The sequence below is a fragment of the Dactylosporangium sp. CS-047395 genome, assembly GCF_050942185.1.
Taxonomy (GTDB): Bacteria; Actinomycetota; Actinomycetes; order Mycobacteriales; family Micromonosporaceae; genus Dactylosporangium.
On sequence record NZ_CP192015.1, the window covers coordinates 3,231,825 to 3,251,340 of the forward strand.

General features: G+C 73.1%; 14 protein-coding genes and 1 tRNA gene. 7 read left to right on the top strand and 8 right to left on the bottom strand.

Annotated elements, in window-relative coordinates:
• Positions 1 to 1,737 carry a selenocysteine-specific translation elongation factor gene (gene selB, locus ACQP00_RS15155; RefSeq protein ID WP_433219417.1) on the top strand — a complete coding sequence of 579 codons (1,737 nt, stop codon included), beginning with the start codon at positions 1 to 3 and terminating at the stop codon, positions 1,735 to 1,737.
• Here selB and ACQP00_RS15160 read toward each other — a convergent pair.
• Entirely contained in the window at positions 1,713 to 1,913 is a 201-nt protein-coding gene (locus tag ACQP00_RS15160) for a hypothetical protein (RefSeq protein ID WP_433219419.1), read from the bottom strand. The genes selB and ACQP00_RS15160 overlap by 25 nt on opposite strands.
• Positions 1,914 to 2,096: 183 nt before the next feature.
• Positions 2,097 to 2,192: transfer RNA gene (locus tag ACQP00_RS15165), tRNA-Sec, on the bottom strand.
• Positions 2,193 to 2,247: 55 nt separating this feature from the next.
• Between ACQP00_RS15165 and ACQP00_RS15170 the strand changes: the two genes are divergently transcribed.
• On the top strand, positions 2,248 to 2,820 hold the full coding sequence (locus ACQP00_RS15170; RefSeq protein WP_433219421.1) for a hypothetical protein: 573 nt from the start codon (positions 2,248 to 2,250) through the stop codon (positions 2,818 to 2,820).
• Positions 2,817 to 3,602, top strand: a complete 786-nt coding sequence (locus tag ACQP00_RS15175) for an alpha/beta fold hydrolase (protein ID WP_433219423.1) — start codon at positions 2,817 to 2,819, stop codon at positions 3,600 to 3,602. Before ACQP00_RS15170 ends, ACQP00_RS15175 begins: the two co-directional genes overlap by 4 nt.
• Before the next feature lie 411 nt (positions 3,603 to 4,013).
• On the opposite strand, the gene ACQP00_RS15180 is transcribed toward ACQP00_RS15175, so the two are convergent.
• Positions 4,014 to 5,375, bottom strand: coding sequence for a M1 family metallopeptidase (locus ACQP00_RS15180; RefSeq protein ID WP_433219424.1), 1,362 nt, complete (start codon positions 5,373 to 5,375; stop codon positions 4,014 to 4,016).
• Between the two features lie 688 nt (positions 5,376 to 6,063).
• Here ACQP00_RS15180 and ACQP00_RS15185 point away from each other — a divergent pair.
• A complete protein-coding gene (locus ACQP00_RS15185; protein ID WP_433219426.1) occupies positions 6,064 to 7,839 on the top strand; it encodes a galactose-binding domain-containing protein in 1,776 nt (591 codons plus the stop codon).
• A 76-nt stretch (positions 7,840 to 7,915) separates the two neighbouring features.
• Here ACQP00_RS15185 and ACQP00_RS15190 read toward each other — a convergent pair whose 3' ends face one another.
• Both ACQP00_RS15190 and ACQP00_RS15195 read right to left on the bottom strand, forming a co-directional pair.
• The gene (locus ACQP00_RS15190) at positions 7,916 to 8,734 is read right to left on the bottom strand and encodes an alpha/beta fold hydrolase (RefSeq protein ID WP_433219429.1); all 819 of its coding nucleotides are present in this window, start codon (positions 8,732 to 8,734) and stop codon (positions 7,916 to 7,918) included.
• 37 nt (positions 8,735 to 8,771) lie between these two features.
• Positions 8,772 to 9,314, bottom strand: coding sequence for a GNAT family N-acetyltransferase (locus ACQP00_RS15195; protein ID WP_433219431.1), 543 nt, complete (start codon positions 9,312 to 9,314; stop codon positions 8,772 to 8,774).
• Positions 9,315 to 9,365: 51 nt separating this feature from the next.
• Between ACQP00_RS15195 and ACQP00_RS15200 the strand changes: the two genes are divergently transcribed.
• On the top strand, positions 9,366 to 12,515 hold the full coding sequence (locus ACQP00_RS15200; RefSeq protein ID WP_433219433.1) for an AfsR/SARP family transcriptional regulator: 3,150 nt from the start codon (positions 9,366 to 9,368) through the stop codon (positions 12,513 to 12,515).
• Between the two features lie 18 nt (positions 12,516 to 12,533).
• On the top strand, positions 12,534 to 15,950 hold the full coding sequence (locus ACQP00_RS15205; protein WP_433219435.1) for an ATP-binding cassette domain-containing protein: 3,417 nt from the start codon (positions 12,534 to 12,536) through the stop codon (positions 15,948 to 15,950).
• Here the strand turns inward: ACQP00_RS15205 and ACQP00_RS15210 are convergent.
• Positions 15,925 to 16,854, bottom strand: a complete 930-nt coding sequence (locus ACQP00_RS15210; RefSeq protein WP_433219437.1) for a Gfo/Idh/MocA family protein — start codon at positions 16,852 to 16,854, stop codon at positions 15,925 to 15,927. The genes ACQP00_RS15205 and ACQP00_RS15210 overlap by 26 nt on opposite strands.
• Positions 16,855 to 16,877: 23 nt before the next feature.
• On the opposite strand from ACQP00_RS15210, the gene ACQP00_RS15215 reads away from it, so the two are divergent.
• Complete coding sequence (locus ACQP00_RS15215; protein WP_433219439.1) at positions 16,878 to 17,330, top strand: hypothetical protein; 453 nt, start codon at positions 16,878 to 16,880, stop codon at positions 17,328 to 17,330.
• Between the two features lie 76 nt (positions 17,331 to 17,406).
• On the opposite strand, the gene ACQP00_RS15220 is transcribed toward ACQP00_RS15215, so the two are convergent.
• Both ACQP00_RS15220 and ACQP00_RS15225 read right to left on the bottom strand, forming a co-directional pair.
• Positions 17,407 to 18,060, bottom strand: coding sequence for a response regulator (locus ACQP00_RS15220; protein WP_433223862.1), 654 nt, complete (start codon positions 18,058 to 18,060; stop codon positions 17,407 to 17,409).
• Positions 18,061 to 18,065: 5 nt separating this feature from the next.
• Positions 18,066 to 19,436, bottom strand: a complete 1,371-nt coding sequence (locus tag ACQP00_RS15225; RefSeq protein ID WP_433219441.1) for a sensor histidine kinase — start codon at positions 19,434 to 19,436, stop codon at positions 18,066 to 18,068.
• Positions 19,437 to 19,516: the final 80 nt, after the last annotated feature.

The window sequence follows — 19,516 nt, forward strand, 5'->3', positions numbered from 1 at the left end:
ATGTGGGTCGTCGCCACCGCCGGGCACGTCGACCACGGCAAATCCACGCTCGTACGGTCACTCACCGGCATGGAGCCCGACCGCTGGGCCGAGGAGCGCCGCCGGGGCATGACGATCGACCTCGGCTTCGCCTGGACCACCCTGCCGTCGGGGGCGACCGTCGCGTTCGTCGATGTGCCGGGGCATGAGCGGTTCGTGCCCAACATGCTCGCCGGCGTCGGCCCGGTCCCGGCCGCTATACTGGTCGTGGCGGCCGACGAGGGCTGGAAGCCGCAGTCCGCCGAGCACCTGGCCGCCCTCGACGCGCTCGGCGTGCGCCACGCGCTGCTCGTCGTGTCCCGCGCCGACCTCGCCGACCCGGCCCCGGCGCGTGCTCAGGCCCTGGAACACCTGGCGAAAACCACGATCGGCGGCGTCGAGAGCGTGGCGGTCAGCGCAGTCACCGGGGCCGGCCTCGACGAGCTGCGCGCTGCCCTCGACCGCCTCGGGTCCGCCCTGCCCACGCCCGACCTCGACGCGCCGGTGCGGCTGTGGGTCGACCGCGCGTTCACCATCCGCGGCAGCGGCACGGTCGTCACGGGCACCCTGGGGGCGGGCCGCCTGAGCGCCGAGTCCGACTTGGAGCTGCATGCTTCGTCGGTACGCGTACGAGCCCTGCAAGCCCTCGGCTCGCCCGTCTCCACTGTGGACGCCGTCGCCCGCGTGGCCGTGAATCTGCGCGGCGTCGAACGGTCGGCGGTGGCGCGCGGCGACGCTCTTGTCACACCCGGCCGGTACACTTTCACCGACCTCATCGACGTGCGCATCCACGGCGATCCGGTCGCCGGACTGCCGTCCTCGGCGGTGTTCCACATCGGATCGGCAGCGGTCGCCGCGCATGTGCGGCCGCTGGGCACCGACACGGCGCGCCTCCGCCTGGCCCGCGCGCTGCCGCTGCACGTCGGCGACCGGGCGCTGCTGCGCGACCCGGGCCTGCACCACGTCCCGGGCGGCGTGACGGTGCTGGACGTGTCCCCGCCGCCCCTGCGCCGGCGGGGCGCCGCGGCGGCGCGCGCTGTGGAGCTGTCCACGATGGACGGCCACCCGTCGTCCGCGGACGAGCTGCGCCGGCGGAAGCTCGTCCACGCCGACGACCTGACCCGCATGGGCGTGCCGGCCCCGGCGCCGGGCTGGCTGCTGGACCCGGCGCACGAGGAGTCGCTGCGGGCGCGGCTGGCGGCGGAGGTCGGGGCGTACGCCGAGCAGCACCCGGTCGACCCCGACCCACCGGTCGACGCGATCCGCAGCCGGTTGGGGCTGCCCGACCGCGCCCTGGTGGAGCGGTTGGTGGCGGCACCGCTGACGATTCGCGACGGTCGGATCAGTAGCGGGAGCCGGCTGCCCGAGAAGCTGCGGCGTGCGCTGGACGCGGTACGGGCCGATCTGGATGCACACCCGTTCGCGGCTCCGGAGGCCGACCGGCTGGCGGCGCTGGGCCTGGGCCCGAAGGAACTGGGCGCGGCGGCGAAGGCGGGCCTCCTGCTGCGCATCGCGGACGGGATCGTGCTGCTGCCCTCGGCGCCTGCGACGGCGCTGGAACGGCTGGCGCGGTTGGAGCAGCCGTTCACGTTGAGCTCGGCGCGGCAGGCTTTGGGGACGACTCGGCGGGTGGCGGTACCGTTGCTGGAGTTTCTGCACCGAAGGGGCGCGACCAGGCGCCTTCCGGACGGGCGTCACATGGTCGCGGCGCCGTCGTAGGAGCGTGCGAACAGGGCGTGTGAGCCGCCGCCGAAGTCGACGTGGCTGCCACCGTCCGGCAGCTCGGCGTCGTCCGTCGGGGTCAAGAGATGATCGCCCGCTTGGACTCGGCCGGCGGACAGCAGCGAATCCGAGCGCAGGTGGCAGCGGGCGCCAGCAGCGGCCGGCAGTTGCATGAGCACCACGTCGGAACGAGCGAAAATCCTTTATCACCCAGGGAAGGAAGAACAATGATTTGAACCTGGCCGCACGAGGTGCCTTGGCCACGACTCGTGGCCGGAGAGATCACCGTCCGGGTTGGAACAGCCCTCGCCGGCGGGACTGGCAGCGTGCCTCACACACGCGCGGGCAGGGGCTGTTGGCGGAGACGGACGGGAATCGAACCCGCCTGGCCCGGATTCCGGACCACACCAGTTTTGAAGACTGGGAGGGGCACCAGCCGCCCGCACGCCTCCGGGGTCCACAGTAGCCCGCCGAAATTTGTCGTACCCCCCGACTAGCGTTCCGGGCATGAAGTTCAACCGTGGATGGTGGGGCATCGGTCTCGGGGACTACCTCCCCTGCAGGTTCACCTATCAGCTCTATGACCTCGCTTCGCTGCCGGCGGTTGAGGTGCCCGCCGGCTACGAGTGGCTGGTGGGGGCCGATCCGGTGGGGAAGCGGATGTATCGGGCGGAGGCGGCGGGCGATGTGCCGGCCGGGCTGGCGTTCGACGAGTTCTTCGCGCGGCCCGAGTTGCCGATGGCGTTCGCGTCGCCGACGGACTGTTTCTGGCGGGTGCGGGACCGCGGGGAGTCCCAGGGCGGGCGGCTGGTGGAGTTCATGGCCGACTCGCAGGGGTGCGTTTACTGGTACCTGTTCGTCGGGCAGGACGGGTCAGGCGGGGCGCAGCCGGTGCTCGCGGGTGACGCCGAGGAGGGCGAGCTTGTGCAGGTGGCGGACTCGTTCGACGAGTTCTTGCGGCGGCTGTGGATCGAGACGACCGGGTGGTACGAGATCGTCGGCGAGAAGCGGCCCGCGGAAGCGTGGTCGCCGTTGGTGCGCGAGTACGTGCGGCGGCTGGAGACTAGGGTCGGGCCATGACGTATGCCGACGTGAACGGGGTCTCGCTGTGGTACGAGGAGCACGGGGCCGGTGAGCCGCTCGTGCTGCTGCACGGCGGGTTCTGGACGATTGAGATGTTCGGGGAGCTGCTGCCGGCGCTCGCGCAGCGGTGGCGGGTGATCGCGGTCGAGCTGCAGGGGCACGGGCACACGCCGGACGCGGACCGGCCGCTGCGTTACGAGACGTGCGCCGATGACGTGGCCGCGCTGATCCGGCATCTGGGGATCGGGCGGGCCGACGTGATGGGGTATTCGCTCGGCGCGGGGACGGCCGTTCGGGTAGCGATCCAGCACCCGGACGTGGTGCGGCGGCTCGTGGTCATCTCGACGCCGGTGCGGCGGACGGGCTGGTTCCCGGAGGTGCTGGCCGGGATGGCGCAGCTGGGGCCGGAGGCGGCGGAAGGGATGAAGGGCTCGCCGCTGTACGCTGCGTATGCCAAGGTCGCGCCGCGGGTCGAGGACTGGCCGGTGCTGGCGACGAAGGTCGGGGAGCTGCTGCGGCGGGACTACGACTGGTCTCCGGAGGCGGCGCGGATTCAGGCGCGGACCATGCTCATGTACGCCGACGCCGACTCGATCCCGCCCGCGCACATCGGCGAGTTCTATGCGCTGCTCGGGGGCGGGCTCCGGGATGCGGACTGGGACGCCTCGAAGCGGGTGGCGTCGCGGCTGGCGATCATCCCGGGGCGGACGCATTACGACATCACCGGGGCGCCGTCGCTGCCGGGAATGGTGGAGGAGTTCCTGACCGCGCCGGACTGATGCGAGTCGCGGCTTCTGACCCGGCAACGCGGAGGGGAACATGGGGAGAGTAAACGGAGGAAAGCGAGTTGCGAGTCGCGGCTGCGGACCCGGCAACGCGGAGAGGAACGCGGGGAGAGCAAACGGAGGAGAGCGAGTTGCGAGTCGCGGCTGCGGACCCGGCAACGCGGAGAAGAACACGGGGAGAGCAAACGGAGGAAAGCGAGCGAGGAAAGCCAGGGAGGAGAGCCAGGGAGGAGAGCCAGGGAGGAGTGCCTGCGAGGGGAGCCAGCGGAGGTGTATGAGCGGGCTTGACGGTGGCGCTTCGAGGTCGGGTCGGTGAGCCGGAGTGCTGACGCGGCAACGTGATCGAGCGGCGGAGTGTGAGGCGCGGACCGGGAGCCCGCGCCTTCGGGAGGGGGAGGGTGCGGGTCAGCCGTCGATGCGGTGGGTGGTCCAGAAGGAGGCGAGGCTGGTTGAGCCGGCGGCGGACTGGGCCGCGGCCTTGAAGTCGGGGACGGTCGAGACGCCGTACCGGTGGGATTGGGCGTAGTTGAGCATCAGGTTGGACATCGTGGTGGTGCCGAGGGTGCGGCGCAGGTCGTGCAGGGCGCACTTGCCGTAGCCGTAGATGACCGTCGAGTAGCGGGAGGAGTGTGCGTCCCAGTAGGCCATCGAGCTGGTCAGGCGTTCGCTGGAGGACTGCCAGGTCGCCGAGTTCCAGCAGTTGGTGCCGGTCTTGTTGAAGTACAGGTCGGTGGCGTAGTCGGTGAAGGCCTCGTCCAGCCACGGCGTCGTGTACTCGTCGTCGCCGACGATGCCGTAGAACCACTGGTGCGCCAGTTCGTGGGCCAGGGCGGTTGAGGAGACGACGTCGAGGACGAAGCCGGGGTATTCCATGCCGCCGAACCAGAAGTTGTTGTCCAGCACCACGTCGGCCTCGCCGTACGGGTAGGCGCCGAAGCGGGCGGAGTGGGCGTCCAGGGCTCCCATCGCGGTGGAGAGCATGGAGCTTGCGCTGCTCGCTGAGATGGCGCTCGTGCGGTAGACGTTGACGCGGTAGCCGCCGGGGGAGACGCCGGTGGTCTTCGTGAAAGGCCCGGCGGCCCAGGCGAAGTCGCGGACGTTCGTGGCCAGCGAGCGGGTCACGGTGCGGCCGGTCGTGCCGGGAGTGCCGGTGGCGGTGCCGGTCGCGGGGACCGACAGGGAAGTGGGGTGGTCCAGGGTCACGTCGAAGTCGCTGATGAGGCTGTAGAACGACTCGCCGTTGTTCGTGTAGGGCGACAGGTGCCAACCGGCGCCGTCGCGGACCGCGAGGATCGGCAGGGCGTTGCCGATGAAGTTGTACGCGCCGTCGCGGCCGAAGCGGTCGGCGCCCGCGGGTACCACGATGCCGAGGTCGAAGCCGATCGTCGCGGACGCGTTCTGGGCGAGCGGAGCAGGGAGCGTGATCTTCAGGGCGGTGCAGTTGACGGTGAGGGCGGCCGGGGTGCCGCCGGTCACGTTGGTGACGGTGATCGGTGTGTTCGACGGGCAGGTGCCGTGGTAGTTGTCCCAGAGGCGGAGGTACACCTCGGGCAGCGCCGTCGGTGAGGTGTTGGTGAACGTGACGGTCTCGTGGCCGGTCCACGAGGCGCCGGTGCTGTTGCTCGTGAGGGTCACGGTGTAGTCGGCCAGGCCGGGTGTCCTGGTGGTGTCGACCGCGGCGCTCGCCGGCGAGGCGATGACCCCGACGGCGACGGCGGTGGCGGTGATGACCGTGGTGGTGAACGCGGTCAGGAGCCGGATCGTCATGCCGCGAGCATCCGGGCATCGAACGACGGGCGTCAATGAAGGCTGACCCCCGCACGACCCTCGTCCCGCCGCTGATGATCGACGGCGTGGCCGCCGAGGCCCAGGCGTGGCCCGGGCGCTGCAGAAGGGCGCTGCAAAGCGTGCGAGAGCGGAGGTGGAAACGGCGCGGCGCCGGTGTGCAAGCGGCGGCGAGCAGCGCGGGGGGTGGTGCGCGCAAGGCGGCGTGGGGGCGGAGTGCGCGCGGCGGCGAAGCGGCGCGGGAGCGGTGTGCAAGCGGCGGCGCGGCGGCGGGTGCGCGAGCGGCAGTGGAGTGCGAGCGGCGGTGAGAACGGCGCGGCGGTGGTGTGTGAGCGGTGGTGAGGACGGCGCGGCGGTGGTGTGTGAGCGGCGGTGAGGACGGCGCGGCGGTGGTGTGTGAGCGCGGTGAAGCGGCATGGCGGTGGTGTGCGAGCGGCGCGGGGGTGGTCTGCAAGCGGCGGTGGTGTGCAAGCGGCACGGCGGTGGTGTGCAAGCGGTGATGGCGTGCAAGCGTCGGCGATGCGGCGCGGGGGCGGTGTGCAAGCGGGGGAGTGGCGCTAACCAAAACCGTCAGGAAATCGCTCTCCCCACTTGACGCAGCACTATGAGCCAGGAGTAGCGTGCCGGTTGAGAGAGCGCTCTCTGTCCCCGCCAGGAAGCTAGGAGAGCCATGCGTACCACAAGGAAATGGGTCGTTGGCGTCACTGCCGCGGCCACGCTCGCACTGGTCGCCATCACCGCCGTGGCGAACGCCGGGACCAACGCCGGGACCAGCAGTAACGCCGCGGCCGGGAGCAGTGCCCAGCTGGCCGCCGCCGCGCCTGCGCCGCCGGCTGGGTTCACGCTCACCTGGAGCGACGAGTTCAACGGGGCCTCGGGCACCGGCGTGAACACCGGGACGTGGAAGTACGACACGGGGCCGGGGAGCAGCTTCGGTACCGGCGAAATCGAGACCATGACCAACAGCACGGCCAACGTGTTCCAGGACGGCGCCGGGCACCTGGTGCTGCGCGCGCTGCACAGTGGCAGTGACCCGCGGGCCGGCTGGACGTCCGGGCGGATCGAGACGCAGGCTGCCACGTTCGGGGCCGACGCCGGGGACGTGGTGCGGATGGAGTCCTCGATCCAGCAGCCGAACGTGACCACGGCCAACGGCGCCGGGTACTGGCCGGCGTTCTGGATGCTCGGCTCCACGCTGCGCACCGGCACGACGTGGCCGACCAGTGGCGAGGTCGACATTCTCGAGGACATCAACGGGCGCAGCTCGGTCTTCGGCACGCTGCACTGCGGCACCAACCCGGGCGGGCCGTGCAACGAGTCTACCGGCCTGGGCAGCGGCGAGCGGGCGTGCGCCGGGTGTCAGACCGGGTACCACACGTACGCGGTGGAGATCGACCGGTCCAAGTCGCCGGAGGAGATTCGCTGGTACCTCGACGGGGCGAACTACTTCACCCTGCCGGCCACCCGCGTGGACGCCACGACCTGGAACAACGCCGTGCACCATCCGTTCTTCATCATCTACGACCTGGCCATGGGCGGCGGATTCCCCGACGCGTTCGGGGGCGGTCCCAACGCCAACACGATCTCCGGCGCGCAGATGAACATCGACTGGGTCGCGGTGTACAACAAGAAGGGTGGCACCACGACGCCGCCCGGCACCAACATCGCGCAGGGCAAGCCGACCACCGCGTCGTCGTCGGAGAACGCGGGCACGGCCGCCGGCAACGCGACCGACGGCAACGCCGGCACCCGCTGGTCGAGCGCGTTCAGCGATCCGCAGTGGCTGCAGGTCGACCTGGGCCAGTCGTACAACCTCACGAGCGTCAATCTCAACTGGGAAGCCGCCTACGCCAAGGCCTTCCAGGTCCAGACCTCGGCCGACGGGACGAACTGGACCAGCATCTACAGCACCACCTCCGGCACCGGCGGCAACCAGACGCTGAACGTCTCCGGATCCGGAAGATACGTCCGCGTGTACGGCACGCAGCGCGCCACCGCCTACGGCTACTCGCTCTACGAGTTCGGCCTGACCGGCACGCCCGGCGGCGGAACGGGCGGCGGCACGCTGCTGTCCCAGGGCCACCCGACCACCGCCTCGTCGACGGAGAACGCGGGCACCGCCGCCGCGAACGCCACCGACGGCAACACCGGCACCCGCTGGTCGAGCGCGTTCAGCGACCCGCAGTGGCTGCGCGTCGACCTGGGCGCCACCCACGCGATCAGCAAGGTGAACCTGAACTGGGAGGCGGCCTACGCGAAGGCCTTCCAGGTGCAGACGTCCAACGACGGCAGCACGTGGACGACGATCTACAGCACCACGACCGGCACAGGCGGCAACCAGACGCTGAACGTTACCGGCTCCGGCCGGTACGTGCGGGTCAACGGCACCCAGCGCGCCACGGCCTACGGATACTCCCTGTTCGAGTTCCAGGTCTACGGCAGCTGAAGCGACACCGGCGCGGCGGCCCTAAGCGTGCGGGCCGCCGCCCCGGCTTCCAGAGAAAGTCGGCGGTCAGAGCCGGTCACGACCGAGCGGTCAGGAAAGCGTCCACGTGTGCAGCGACCAGGGACGGACGGTTCAGGTCCGGGGCGTTGTGGTCGGCGTCCGGCAGCACGGAGCACCGCGCGTCCGGCATGATCGCCGCCAGCCGCGGCGCCACCTCGCGGATGTACGCGGGGACCTTCGTGCCGGTGAGCAGCAGGGTCGGGGTGGTGATGGCCGCGTAGCGCGAGCCGTCCGAGTCCAGGCGGGCGATCTCGCCGATCTCGCCGGGCGTGGTCGGCATCATGGCGAGGGTGTCGGCGCCGTCCTTGCCGCGCAGCAGCAGGTACGCGAGGCCGTAGTGGACGGCCAGCGGGGCCGGGGGGATCGGGACCAGGCCGGTGCGCTTGGTGAACGTCGCCATCGCGGCGTGCGGGCGGCCCGCGGCCAGCAGGCGGGCGAAGTCGGGCAGCCAGGTCAGGTCGAACGAGCCGTCGAGGCTGACGCCCGGGTCGTACGCCGCGAGCTTCGAAAACGGCCGCCGCAGCACCGTGTGCAGGGCGATCAGGCCGCCGTAGCTGTGGCCGAAGAGCAGTTCGGAGCCGGTGGCGGCGGCCACGGCCAGGACGTCGTCGACCTCGCGCTCGATCGAGTACGCGGGACCTTGCGGACCGCTGGCGCCGCGGCCGCGGCGGTCGAGGGCGTGCACGCGGTACCGTGGCAGGGCTTGCATGAATCGCTCGTAGTGGTGCGCGCGCCGGTTGTTGCCCGGCACCACGACGAGGCCGGGGCCCTGGCCGGTGCTGCGGAAGCTGATCGCCGTGCCGTCCGCGGAGACGGCGACATCCATGTCGGTCATGCCCGGAAGTCTGGGCGGGGGCGCTGGCAAACCCCTGTCACGCCGCTGGCAGGAACTGCGAGCGGAGCAGGCCGAAGACGGCGCTGTCGTGAAACCGACCGTCGTCCTCCAGGGAGAAGTCCCGCATCGTCCCCTCCCGGGTGAACCCGAGGGAGTGCAGCAGCCGCACCGAGCGGTGGTTGTCGGCGATCGTGTGCGCCTGGACGCGGTGCAGGTGCATCGGGCCGAAGCCGAAGTCGAGGATCGCGCGGGCCGCCTCGCTCGCGTAGCCGTGGCCCCAGTGCGCGCGGGCCAGGTCGTAGCCCAGCTCGGCGCGGCGGTGCAGGCGGTGCCAGCTGTGCAGGCCCATCAGTCCGATCACCCGCCCGCCGGCCTCGAGCGCCCAGTGCCGGCGCAGGTCGGCGGCCGTCTCGGCCAGCAGGTACTCCAGGAACGCCTCGCACTCGGCGAGGGTGCGCAGCGGGTCGTCGTTGTAGCGCTGGACCTCCGGGTCGCCCCGGAACACCAGGACGTCCCGCGCGTCGGCGACGGTAGGCTCGCGGAGCACGAGCCGTTCCGTGTGGATCGGCAGCAGGACCACGACCGGCACCCTAGACCACCGCCGGCGCGGGCGAGCGGACGGGGAGAGCGAGTGCGGATCGGGCTGCTGGGCCCCCTGGAGGTGCGCGCCGGCGACGGGGAGCTCGTCGAGGTCGGCGGTTCGCGCCTGCGGGTGCTGGTGACCCTCCTCGCGCTGCAGCCCGGCCGGGTCGTCACCGCCGCCCGGCTGGCCGACGGGTTGTGGGGCGAGCATCCACCCGGCGGGGCCGGCAACGCGCTGCAGTCGCTCGTGTCGCGGCTGCGCCGGGTGCTGCCCGACGGGGTGCTGCAGGCCCGCCCGACCGGCTACCTGCTGGACGTGGCCGCCGAGGACGTCGACCACCTGCGGTTCGAGGCGCTGGTCGAGCAGGCCCGGGCGAGCGCCGACCCGGCCGCCGCGGTGGTGCTGTTCCGGCGGGCCGAGGGGCTGTGGCGGGGGCCGGCGCTGGCCGACGCCGGGGACGCCGCGTTCGCCCGGCCCTGGCGCGCCCGCCTCGACGAGCTGCGCTTCGCCGCCGTCGAGGACCGGCTGGAGGCCGAGCTGGGCATCGGCGAGCGGGTCGTGGCCGAGCTGGAGGCCCTGGTCGCCGCCCATCCGCTGCGGGAGCGGCTCGTCGGGCTGCTGATGCGCGCGCTCGCCGACGCCGGCCGCGGGGCCGAGGCGCTGGCGGCGTTCGAGCGCTGCCGGGACCGCCTCGCCGAGGAACTGGGGGCGGATCCGTCGTCGGGGCTGCTCGCGGTACACGTGCGGATCCTGCGGGGCGAGGCCGAACGGGAGCGCCGGGAACCCGCCGCCGGCAACCTGCGGGCCCCGCTGACGAGCTTCGTCGGGCGCGACACCGACCTCGGCACCGTGCGCGGGCTGGTCGCCGCCGGGCGGCTGGTCACGCTCGTCGGGCCGGGCGGCGCCGGCAAGACCCGGCTCGCGATCGAGACCGGGCGGGCCCTGGCCGGGGAGTTCCCGGACGGGGTGTGGCTGGTCGAGCTGGCGCCGGTGACCGACCCGGCCGACGTCATCCAGGCCGTCTGGGGCGCCCTCGGGCTGCGCGACCCGGCCGGCAAGCCCGGGCCGGGGCGGCGGGTCGAACCCGACGACGCGCCGCGCCGGCTCGCCGCCGCCCTGGCCCACCGGCGGCTGCTGCTGGTGCTGGACAACTGTGAGCAGATCGTGGCGGCCGCCGCCGAGCTGGCCGAGCGGCTGCTGGGGGAGTGCCCGCCGCTGCGCATCCTGGCCACCAGCCGGGAGCCGCTCGGGATCACCGGCGAGACGCTCTTCGGTGTGGAGCCGCTCGGCGAGGACTCGGCCGCGCGGCTGTTCACCGACCGGGCCGCGGCCGTGCGGCCCGGGCTCGCCGACGACCCGGACGCCGTCGCCCGGATCTGCCGGGCCCTCGACGGGATGCCGCTCGCGATCGAGCTCGCCGCGGCCCGCTGCCGCGCGCTGACCCCGGCCCACATCGCCGACCGGCTCGACGACCGGTTCCGGCTGCTCAACCGGGGCAGCCGGACCGCCCGGCCGCGGCACCAGACGCTGCGCGCGGTCGTCGACTGGAGCTGGGACCTGCTAGCCGAGCCCGAACGGGTCATGCTGCGCCGGCTGGCCATCTTCCCCGGCGGGGCGACCCTGGCGGCGGCGGCCGCGGTCTGCGACCCGGACGGCACCCTCGGCGACCCCGACGGGCTGCTCACCACCCTGGCCGAGAAGTCGCTGCTGCTGGCCGGGGACGACCTGCGGTACCGGATGCTGGAGACGATCCGCGCCTACGGCCTGGAACGCCTCGACGAGCGCGGCGAGACCGACGAGCTGCGCCGCCGCCACGGCGCCTGGTTCCTGGCCCTGGCCGAGCGGCGCGAACCGGACCTGCGCGGCACGAAGCAGCTCGAGGCGCTCGCCGAGCTCGGCGCCGAGCACGACAACCTGCACGGGGCGCTGCGCCGGGCCATCGCGGCCGGGGACAGCGACCTCGCGGTGCGGCTCGTCGCCGTCGTCGGCTGGTACTGGTGGCTCGGCGGGCACCGGGTCGAGGGCGCCGCCCTGGCCTCCGCCGCGCTGTCGCTGCCCGGGCCGGCCGACCCGGACGCCCGCGCGCTGGCCTGCGGGGTGGCCGCCGTGAACGGGTTCGACGGCCTCGGCGACACCGAGATGCTCGACGGCTGGTTCTCGGAGGCAGTGGAGTACCAGGGAAATCATCCGCTCTTCCGGCTCTTCCAAGCGGTCGCCGGGCTCTATCGCGAGGGCCCGGTCGGCTCCGTCCTGGAGCGGATCAAGGCCCTGGCCGCCGACGAGGATCCGTGGATCGCCGGCCTCGGCCGCCTGCTCGTCGGGCACGCGCTGCTCAACACCGGCGCCCACGCCGGCGAGTCACTGGCCGCGTTCGAGTCCTCGCTGGAGGCGTTCCAGGGCCTCGGCGAGCGGTGGGGCATGTCCTTCGCGCTCGCCGCGCTCGCCGAGGCCAAGGCCCACCAGGGGCGCCACGGGGAGGCGATCGCGCACTACGAGGAGGCGCTGACCTATCTGCGCCTGCTCGGATCGACCGAGGACCGGCCGGTCACAGAAGTGCGACTGGCCCAGTTGTACCGTCTGATCGGCGACCATCCGCGCGCCGACGCGACGATGGCCGAGGCCCGCCGCACCGCCAACCGTTCCGGCGTGCCCGACAGCATCGCGTTCGTCGAGTACGCGTACGCCGACCAGGCCTTGCGCGCCGGCCGCTTCGAGGAGGCCCGCAGCCGGTTCGCGCACGCGCTGGACATCGTCGGGGACAACCGGGTCTCGCCGCAGATGCTCGCCATGCTGCACTCCGGCCGCGCGGTGCTGCTGGCCCGCGACGGCGCGCACGAGGCGGCCCGGGACGCGATCCGCACCGCGGTCGACTTCGGGCGGGCGGCGTTCGATGCCCTCGCGGTCGGTACGGCCGTGGACGACGCCGCCGAGGCCGCGCTGCTGGGCGGGGACCCGGCCCGGGCGGTGCTGCTGATGACCGCCGCGCAGACGGTGCGGGGCGCCACCGACGCCACCCGTCCGTGGACTTCCGCGGTCTATGTGCGGGCTGTCGAGGAACTGACTCCCGAGGTGTACGCCACAGCCGTTGAACAGGGCAGCAAGGCCACGCTGGAGAACGTGCTCGACTACTTCCCGGCCCGTAATTGCGTTGAGCCGCCCCCGGCTCCCGAGGCAGGCTGGAGGCACCGCAGCAAGTAAACCTCCGGGGGCTCTACCGTGCGTCTCATCAGGGACCTCTGGGCCGCTTCACCGCGTCGAACCGCGGTGGTGGCCTTCCTCGTCGTGCTCGGCGCCGCCGGGCAGGCGGCCGCGTCCGCGATCGGCGGCGCCGTGCTCATCCATCGATCTTGGGTGATGTTCGGGGTGCTCGCCGCGGCCCTGGCCGCCGCCGTGCTCACCGACCTCGCCGTCGGGCTCATCATGGCCCGCCTCACCGCCGACTGGGCCGCCGACGTACGCCGCCGGCTGTGCCGGGTCGCGTTCGGGCAGGACCTGCCGACCCTGGAGACCACGCCGGTCGGCGAGCTGCTCGACCGGATCGACAACGACGTCTACCAGGTCGCCGCCGAGCTGCGCAACGCCGGCGTCCGCATCGCCCAGTCGGCCTGCTACACCGTGCTGTCGATCGCGACCGCGCTGTTCGTGTGGTGGCCGGCCGGCATCGCGATGATCGTCATCGCCGTCGCGCTCTACCTCGGCCTGCGCAAGCCGACCGCGAAGATCGCCGCCAGCCGGATGGGCGAGGAGGAGGCCTGGAGCGACCTCGCGGCCGTCATGGAGGAGTCCATCCACGGCCAGGACGACGTGCGGACATCCCTCGCCCGCCCGTACGTGCTGCGCCTGTTCGCCCGCCGCGCCGCCGTCGTGCTCGAACGCGGCCGCCGGGTCTGGGTCCGCTCCGCCGCCGTCACCTCCGTCGCCTCCGGCTTCGTCCGGCTCACCATCGCCGTGATCGTCCTCGGCGGCGTGTGGGCGCTCGCCACCGGGCACCTCGACGTGGCCCGGCTCAGCGCCGTGTGGCTGCTCGCGCTGGGCTTCGGCGCGACCGTGGAGCATACGAGCCGGATGGTGCCGGACCTGCAGTACGCGCTCGGCGCCTGGGCCCGCGTCCAGCTCCTGCGGGACTCCGCGCAGGAACCTCTCGGCGGGCGAACGCCCGAACCCGGAGACCTCGAGGTGCGCGACCTGACCTTCCGGTACTCCGGGACGGCCCGTAAACCGGCCCTGCGCGACGTGCGCCTCACGTTCGCCCGGGGCCGTTCGTATGCGCTCATCGGGCGTACCGGATCCGGCAAGTCGACCCTGGCCAAGGTGCTGACCCGGGCCGTGGACCTCCCGCGCGGCACGGTGTTCCTGGGCGGCGTCGACCTGCTCGACCTCGACCTGGAACTGCTGCGCCGCTGGATCGCCGTCGTGCCGCAGCGCACCGAGATCCTGGCCGGCACGCTCGCCGAGAACATCGCGCTGTTCGACCCGGCCCTGCTCGGCGCGGCCGGGCGGGCCATCGACGAGCTCGGCCTCGCCGGCTGGGTCGCGGAGCTGCCCGACGGCCTGCAGACCCGCCTCGGCGACGGCGGCCACGTGCTGTCGGCCGGGCAGGAACAGCTGGTGGCGTTCGCCCGGATCGTGGTCCGCGACCCGCAGGTCGTCATCCTCGACGAGGCGACCGCGCGACTCGACCCGGTGACGGAGGCGCAGGTGCAGCGGGCGACCGGCCGGCTGCTCTCCGGGCGCATCGGCATCATCGTGGCGCATCGGCTTTCCTCGGTACAGCAATGTGACGAGGTCGTGGTCCTCTCCGACGGCGCCGTGCTGGAGGCCGGTCCGCTCGCCACGTCGTCGCGGTTCGCCGCGCTGCTGGCCGACTCGTCGTTCGATGCACCGGTTTCGCTTGACCGCGCGCCCGTGATCAGCAGCGCCGTTGGGAAGTCCGACCCGCCGCCGCTGCCGTCGGTGCCGCGGACCCGCACGATGTGGAACATCTTCAAGCTGGCGACCAACGACTGGCGCTTCGGCATCGTCTCCGTCGTCATGTTCGCGCTGATGAGCCTGGTCAGCCTCGACGGCTCCGTGCTGCCGTGGCTGTGGGCCGACCTCGTCGACGGCGCCGGCGGCACGCTGTGGCCGGCCGTCGGCATCACGGCGGCGCTGCTGGTGCCGATGGCGCTGCCGTACTACACCGGCAAGTGGTTCCCGGAGTGGTGGGTCCGCCAGCTGCTGCGCATCAGCCTGCGGCTCGTGCACGGCCAGACCGGCGCCCGCCGGGTCAGCAAGCACACCCCGGCCGAGGTGGTGGCCCAGGGCGGCGACACCGAACGGGTCGTCGTGCTCGCCGACAACCTCGTCGACCAGTGGATCTGCCTGTGGGTGCTGGTGTCGATGACGGTCGTCGCGGGCTCGTTCGTCCCGGCCGCGTTCATGGCCGCCACGATCGTGCTCTCGGGGCTGGCCGCGACCCTGTTCGGCCCGTGGCTGAAGCGCTCGGCGCAGCGGACGGTGACGGCGCGGGCCGCGTTCGCCACGGCCCTCGTGTCGTCGCTGTCCGCCGCTCGGACCGTGAAGCTCGCCGGAGCCACCGCGCCCGTCCTCGCCCACCTGGCCGAGCTCGACCGCGTCCGCAGCGGCCGGCTGCGCCAGGAGATCGCGGTGCAGGTCTGGGCCCGGTCGACCCCGGCGCTCGCCAGCGGCCTGCTGCCGATCGGCGCGTGGGCGCTGCTGCTGTCGGGCCGGCTCACCGCCGGGGCCACGCTGATCGCGGTCTCGACGCTGGGCTCGGCGCGGTGGTTCGCCTGGACGACGGCGTCGCTGATCTCCCAGCTGCCCTCGGCCCGGGTGTGGACGCGCCGGACGATCGAGATGGTGGGCAACGGGGAGTACGCGGCGGCCGTGCCGGGCGTCGACCTCTCCGCGGGCACCGCGCCGTCCCCGCCGACCGCGCCGCGGCACCCGCTGCGCCGCCTCGACCTCGACGGGTTCGCCGCGGTGCACGAGGACGGCACGGTGGCGGTGCGCGACCTCGACCTGTCCATCGAACGCGGCCAGCTGGTCCTGGTCGTCGGCCCGGTCGGCTCCGGCAAGTCGTCGCTGCTGCGCGCCCTGGCCGGCATCGTGCACCACACCGGCCGGCTGCGCTGGAACGGCGAGCCGGTGACCGAGCCGGAGATGTTCCTGCGCCCCAACCAGATCGGCTACGTGGCCCAGCTGCCGCGCGTGCTCTCCGGGACGGTCGCCGACAACATCGCCCTGGGCCACGAGGTCGACGCCACCAGCGCCGTCTCCACGGCCCAGCTGGAGCACGACCTGACCGCGGCCGGGGCGGGCCTGGGCCTGCTCATCGGCCACAAGGGCACCCGCCTGTCGGGCGGGCAGCTGCAGCGCCTGGCCCTGGCCCGCGCCCTGGCCCCGCGCACGGAGCTGCTCATCGCCGACGACGTGTCCTCGGCCCTGGACGTGACGACGGAACTGGCGCTGTGGCGCGCCCTGCGCGAGCACGGCATCACGGTGATCGGCTCCACGTCCAAGCGTGCCGCCCTGACCCAGGCCGACCGCGTGATCGTCCTGCAGGACGGCACCGCCGCGGCCCAGGGCACCTGGCGCGAGCTGGAACCTACCTGGGGGCACCTGGCCGGGTAGGCCGCCCCTGGTTCCGGGCCGACCGATACAGCGCTTGCACCGTGGCAACGGCCGTTCGTCCTTCCTCAGCCGTTGCCACGGGCTCGCCGTTGAGGATGGCCTCGTACTGCCGCCGAAACGACAACGTGTACTCCCGATCGCCGTCGACGGTGTGCACCCTCCGCCCGTCGACCCGCACGCCCTGCGGGTCGACGATGAGCGTCCCGCCCGCACACACGACGGTCGTCTCGTGGAAGAACTCGGTCGAGTCGACGAGCACGATGTGGGCCTGCACGCCGCTCTCCATCGACAGCACGGCCGCCGCGGACGTCTCGACCGCCAGGCCGCCCGGGCGGGCCACGCTCCCGGCCACGAGGTGCGGCCGCGTGTCGAGCAGCCAGCAGGCCCGGTCGATGCTGTGCACGCCGACGAGCATCGCGATCCCGCCACCGGCCAGCTCCTGGTCGGTGAACCACGCCGGTCGGCCGGGGCTCCGGTAGTCGGTGGAACGCCGCTCGAGGTAGAGCAACGGCGCGCCGAGCCTGGACAGCTCGTCTTTCGCCGCCATCACCTGCCCGAAGAACCGCCCCTGCTGCCCGACGTACAACTGACCCGGCTGCGCCGCGGCCATCATCCGGTCACACTCGTCGACGGTGCGTCCCATCGGCTTCTCGACGAGCACCTTCCGGCCGGCCGCGAGCGCTTCGAGGGCCAGCTCCAGGTGGTAGGCGTGCGGCACGGCGAGCACCACGAGCTCGGCCTCCTCGATTGCCCGCCCGACGCGCGCACCGTACTGCCCCGCGAGCCGCTCCGCCCTCTGCGGGTCGCGATCCTCGACCACGACGAGCTCGAGCCCTGGCGTTTCGGCCGCGGCGGCCGCATGCCGCCAGGCGACGTCCCCCGCCCCGACGATCCCCAACCGCATCCGCCCATGGTTGCATGGCGCTCATGAGCTACGACCTTCACTTCGTGCCCAAGACCGCCGACCAGTCCTGGGAGGACGCGCTCAGCGGCGAGTTCCCGGACACCCCGCCGGATGCGGCTGCGTGGGCGGCCATCACCGACGCCGCGCGCCGGATCCTGGGCGAGGTCGAGGTGGAGAGTGGTCGATCCTCGTTCGAGCTGGAGCATGAGCCGACGGGCATCGAGCTCGCGGTGTACGGCGGCTATGCCTCGCTGACCGTCCCGTTCTGGTACAAGGGCGAGGACGCCGTGCAGGTGGTGCGGGCCCTGTACGCGCTGGCGCTGGTCGTCGAGCGGCACACCGGGCTGATCGGCTACGACCCGCAGGTGGAGGCGCCCGTGGCCGAGGCCGGCCCGGAGCGGGCGGTGGCCGTCTTCGACGACGTGGCCGCCGACTTCGCCCGGCGCGGGATCAGGAGCCCGAGCAACGACCTCTGACCCGCCGCCGTCTTCGCCCGGCGCGGGATCGGGAGCCCGAGCAACGACCTCTGACCCGCCGCCGTCGTGCGGGCCGTCAGACGGTGACCAGGCCCGACTCGTAGGCGAAGACCACGAGCTGCGCGCGGTCGCGGGCCTGGAGTTTGGTCATCGCGCGGCTGATGTGGGTCTTCGCCGTGGCCAAGCTGATCACCATGCGCTCGGCGATCTCGTCGTTCGAGTGTCCGCGGGCGGCGAGGGCGACCACTTCGCGCTCCCGGTTGGTCAGCGTGTTCACCGCGCCGTGCAGCGGGCCGCGCGGCGGGCGGGCCACGAACTCGGCGATCAGGCGCCGGGTGACCGCCGGGGACAGCAGCGCGTCGCCACGGGCCGCGACCCGCACGCCGTAGAGCAGGTCGTCCGGCTCGGTGTCCTTCACCATGAAGCCGGCGGCGCCCGCGCGGAGCGCCGCGTACACGTACTCGTCCAGGCCGTAGTTCGTCAGGATCACCACGTGCACGCCGGCCAGCGCCGGGTCGTTCGCGATCCGCCGGGTGGCCTCGATGCCGTCGACGCCGGGCATCTGGATGTCGACGAGCGCCACGTCGGGCAGGTGCTTCGTGGCCAGGGCGACCGCCTGCTCGCCGTCGGCGCCCTCGGCCACCACCTCGATGTCGTCCTCGGCGGCCAGCAGCGCCCGGAACCCGGCCCGGATCAGCGCCTGGTCGTCGACCAGCAGCACCCGGATCACGCCGGTCATGCCCGCACCACGGTCCCGTCCGCCCGGTCGCCCTGCGCGCCGTTCTCCGCGCCGTTCTCCGCGCCGTTCTCCGCGCCGTTCTCCGAGGTGGCGTGCGCGGGGGCCTGCGAGGTGGCGTGCGCGGGGGCCTGCGAGGTGGCGTGCGCGGTGGTCTGCGCGCCGTTCTCCGAGGTGGCCTGCGCTGTGGCCCGCGCGGCGGCCTGCGCGGCGGCCCGCGCCTCGGCCGGTTGCGGGCTGAGCGGGAGCCGGACCTCCACGGTGAATCCGCCGGTCGGGCGGGCGGCGGCGCGCAGGGTGCCGCCCAGGGCCGTGACCCGCTCGCGCATCCCGGTCAGGCCGACGCCCGGGACGAAGTCGTCGGTGCCGAGGCCGTCGTCGTCGACCCGGATCGTCACCGCGTCCGCCGCGAACTCGACGCACACGGTCACCTCCGCCGGGCCTGCGTGCCGGGCCGCGTTGGTCAGGGCCTCCTGCACGATCCGGTACGCGGTCTCGTCCACCGCGACCGGCACCTCCCGCCGCGAGCCGGTGATGCGCACCGTCACCGGCAGGCCGGCCAGGCGGACCCCCTCCGCGAGGCCGGCCAGGCCGTCGATGCCGTGGGCCACGTCGCCGGCCGCCGGGGCGTCGGTGCGCAGGACCTCCAGGGTGTTGCGCAGCTCGCGCATAGCCTCGCCGCTGGCCTGCTGGATGGCGACCAGGGCGTCGGGCACCGGTTCGTCGTGCTTGCGGGCCAGGTGGACGGCCACCCCGGCCTGGATCTTGATGATGGAGATGCTGTGGGTCAGGGAGTCGTGCAGCTCGCGGGCGATGCGCAGGCGTTCCTCGACCGCACGGCGGCGGGCCGTCTCCTCGCGGGTGCGCTCGGCCTCCTCGGCGCGGCGTTCGACCTGCTCGAGGTAGGCCCGGTGCTGGCGGGACACCTCGGCCATCACCGAGGCGGCGACCATCCAGCCGATGATGAGGAACCAGCGCTGGAACACGTCGGCCGGCTTGGCGCCGGAGCCGATGGCGTCGCCCACGATGCCGACGAGCAGGATCGCGGCGATGACGGCGCGCGCGGTCCGGCCGTGGCCGCGGTGGACGCAGGTGTACAGCGCGATCAGCACCGGCACCGCCGGCCCCACCCCCGGGTAGCCGAGCACCAGGTAGGCCAGCAGGCTCGCGGCCGCCACGGCGAGCACCGGGCGCGGGAACCGCTTCCGCACCACCAGCGCCAGACCGGCCACGACCAGCAGCACCACACCGAGGGTGTCGAGCCCGGTGCGCGCCTCGGGAGCGGTGAGCGCCCCGCCGACCGCCACCACGGCGGCCCCGGCCGCCAGGGCGAGGTCGGATCCCCGGAAGGAGCGCGATGCCAGTTTCATGCGCTCGACGGTAGGCGGTCCGGGCGATTCGCGCGTCGGCCCAGGGTGGTATCCGGATCGTCAGCCCAGGGTGGTACAAG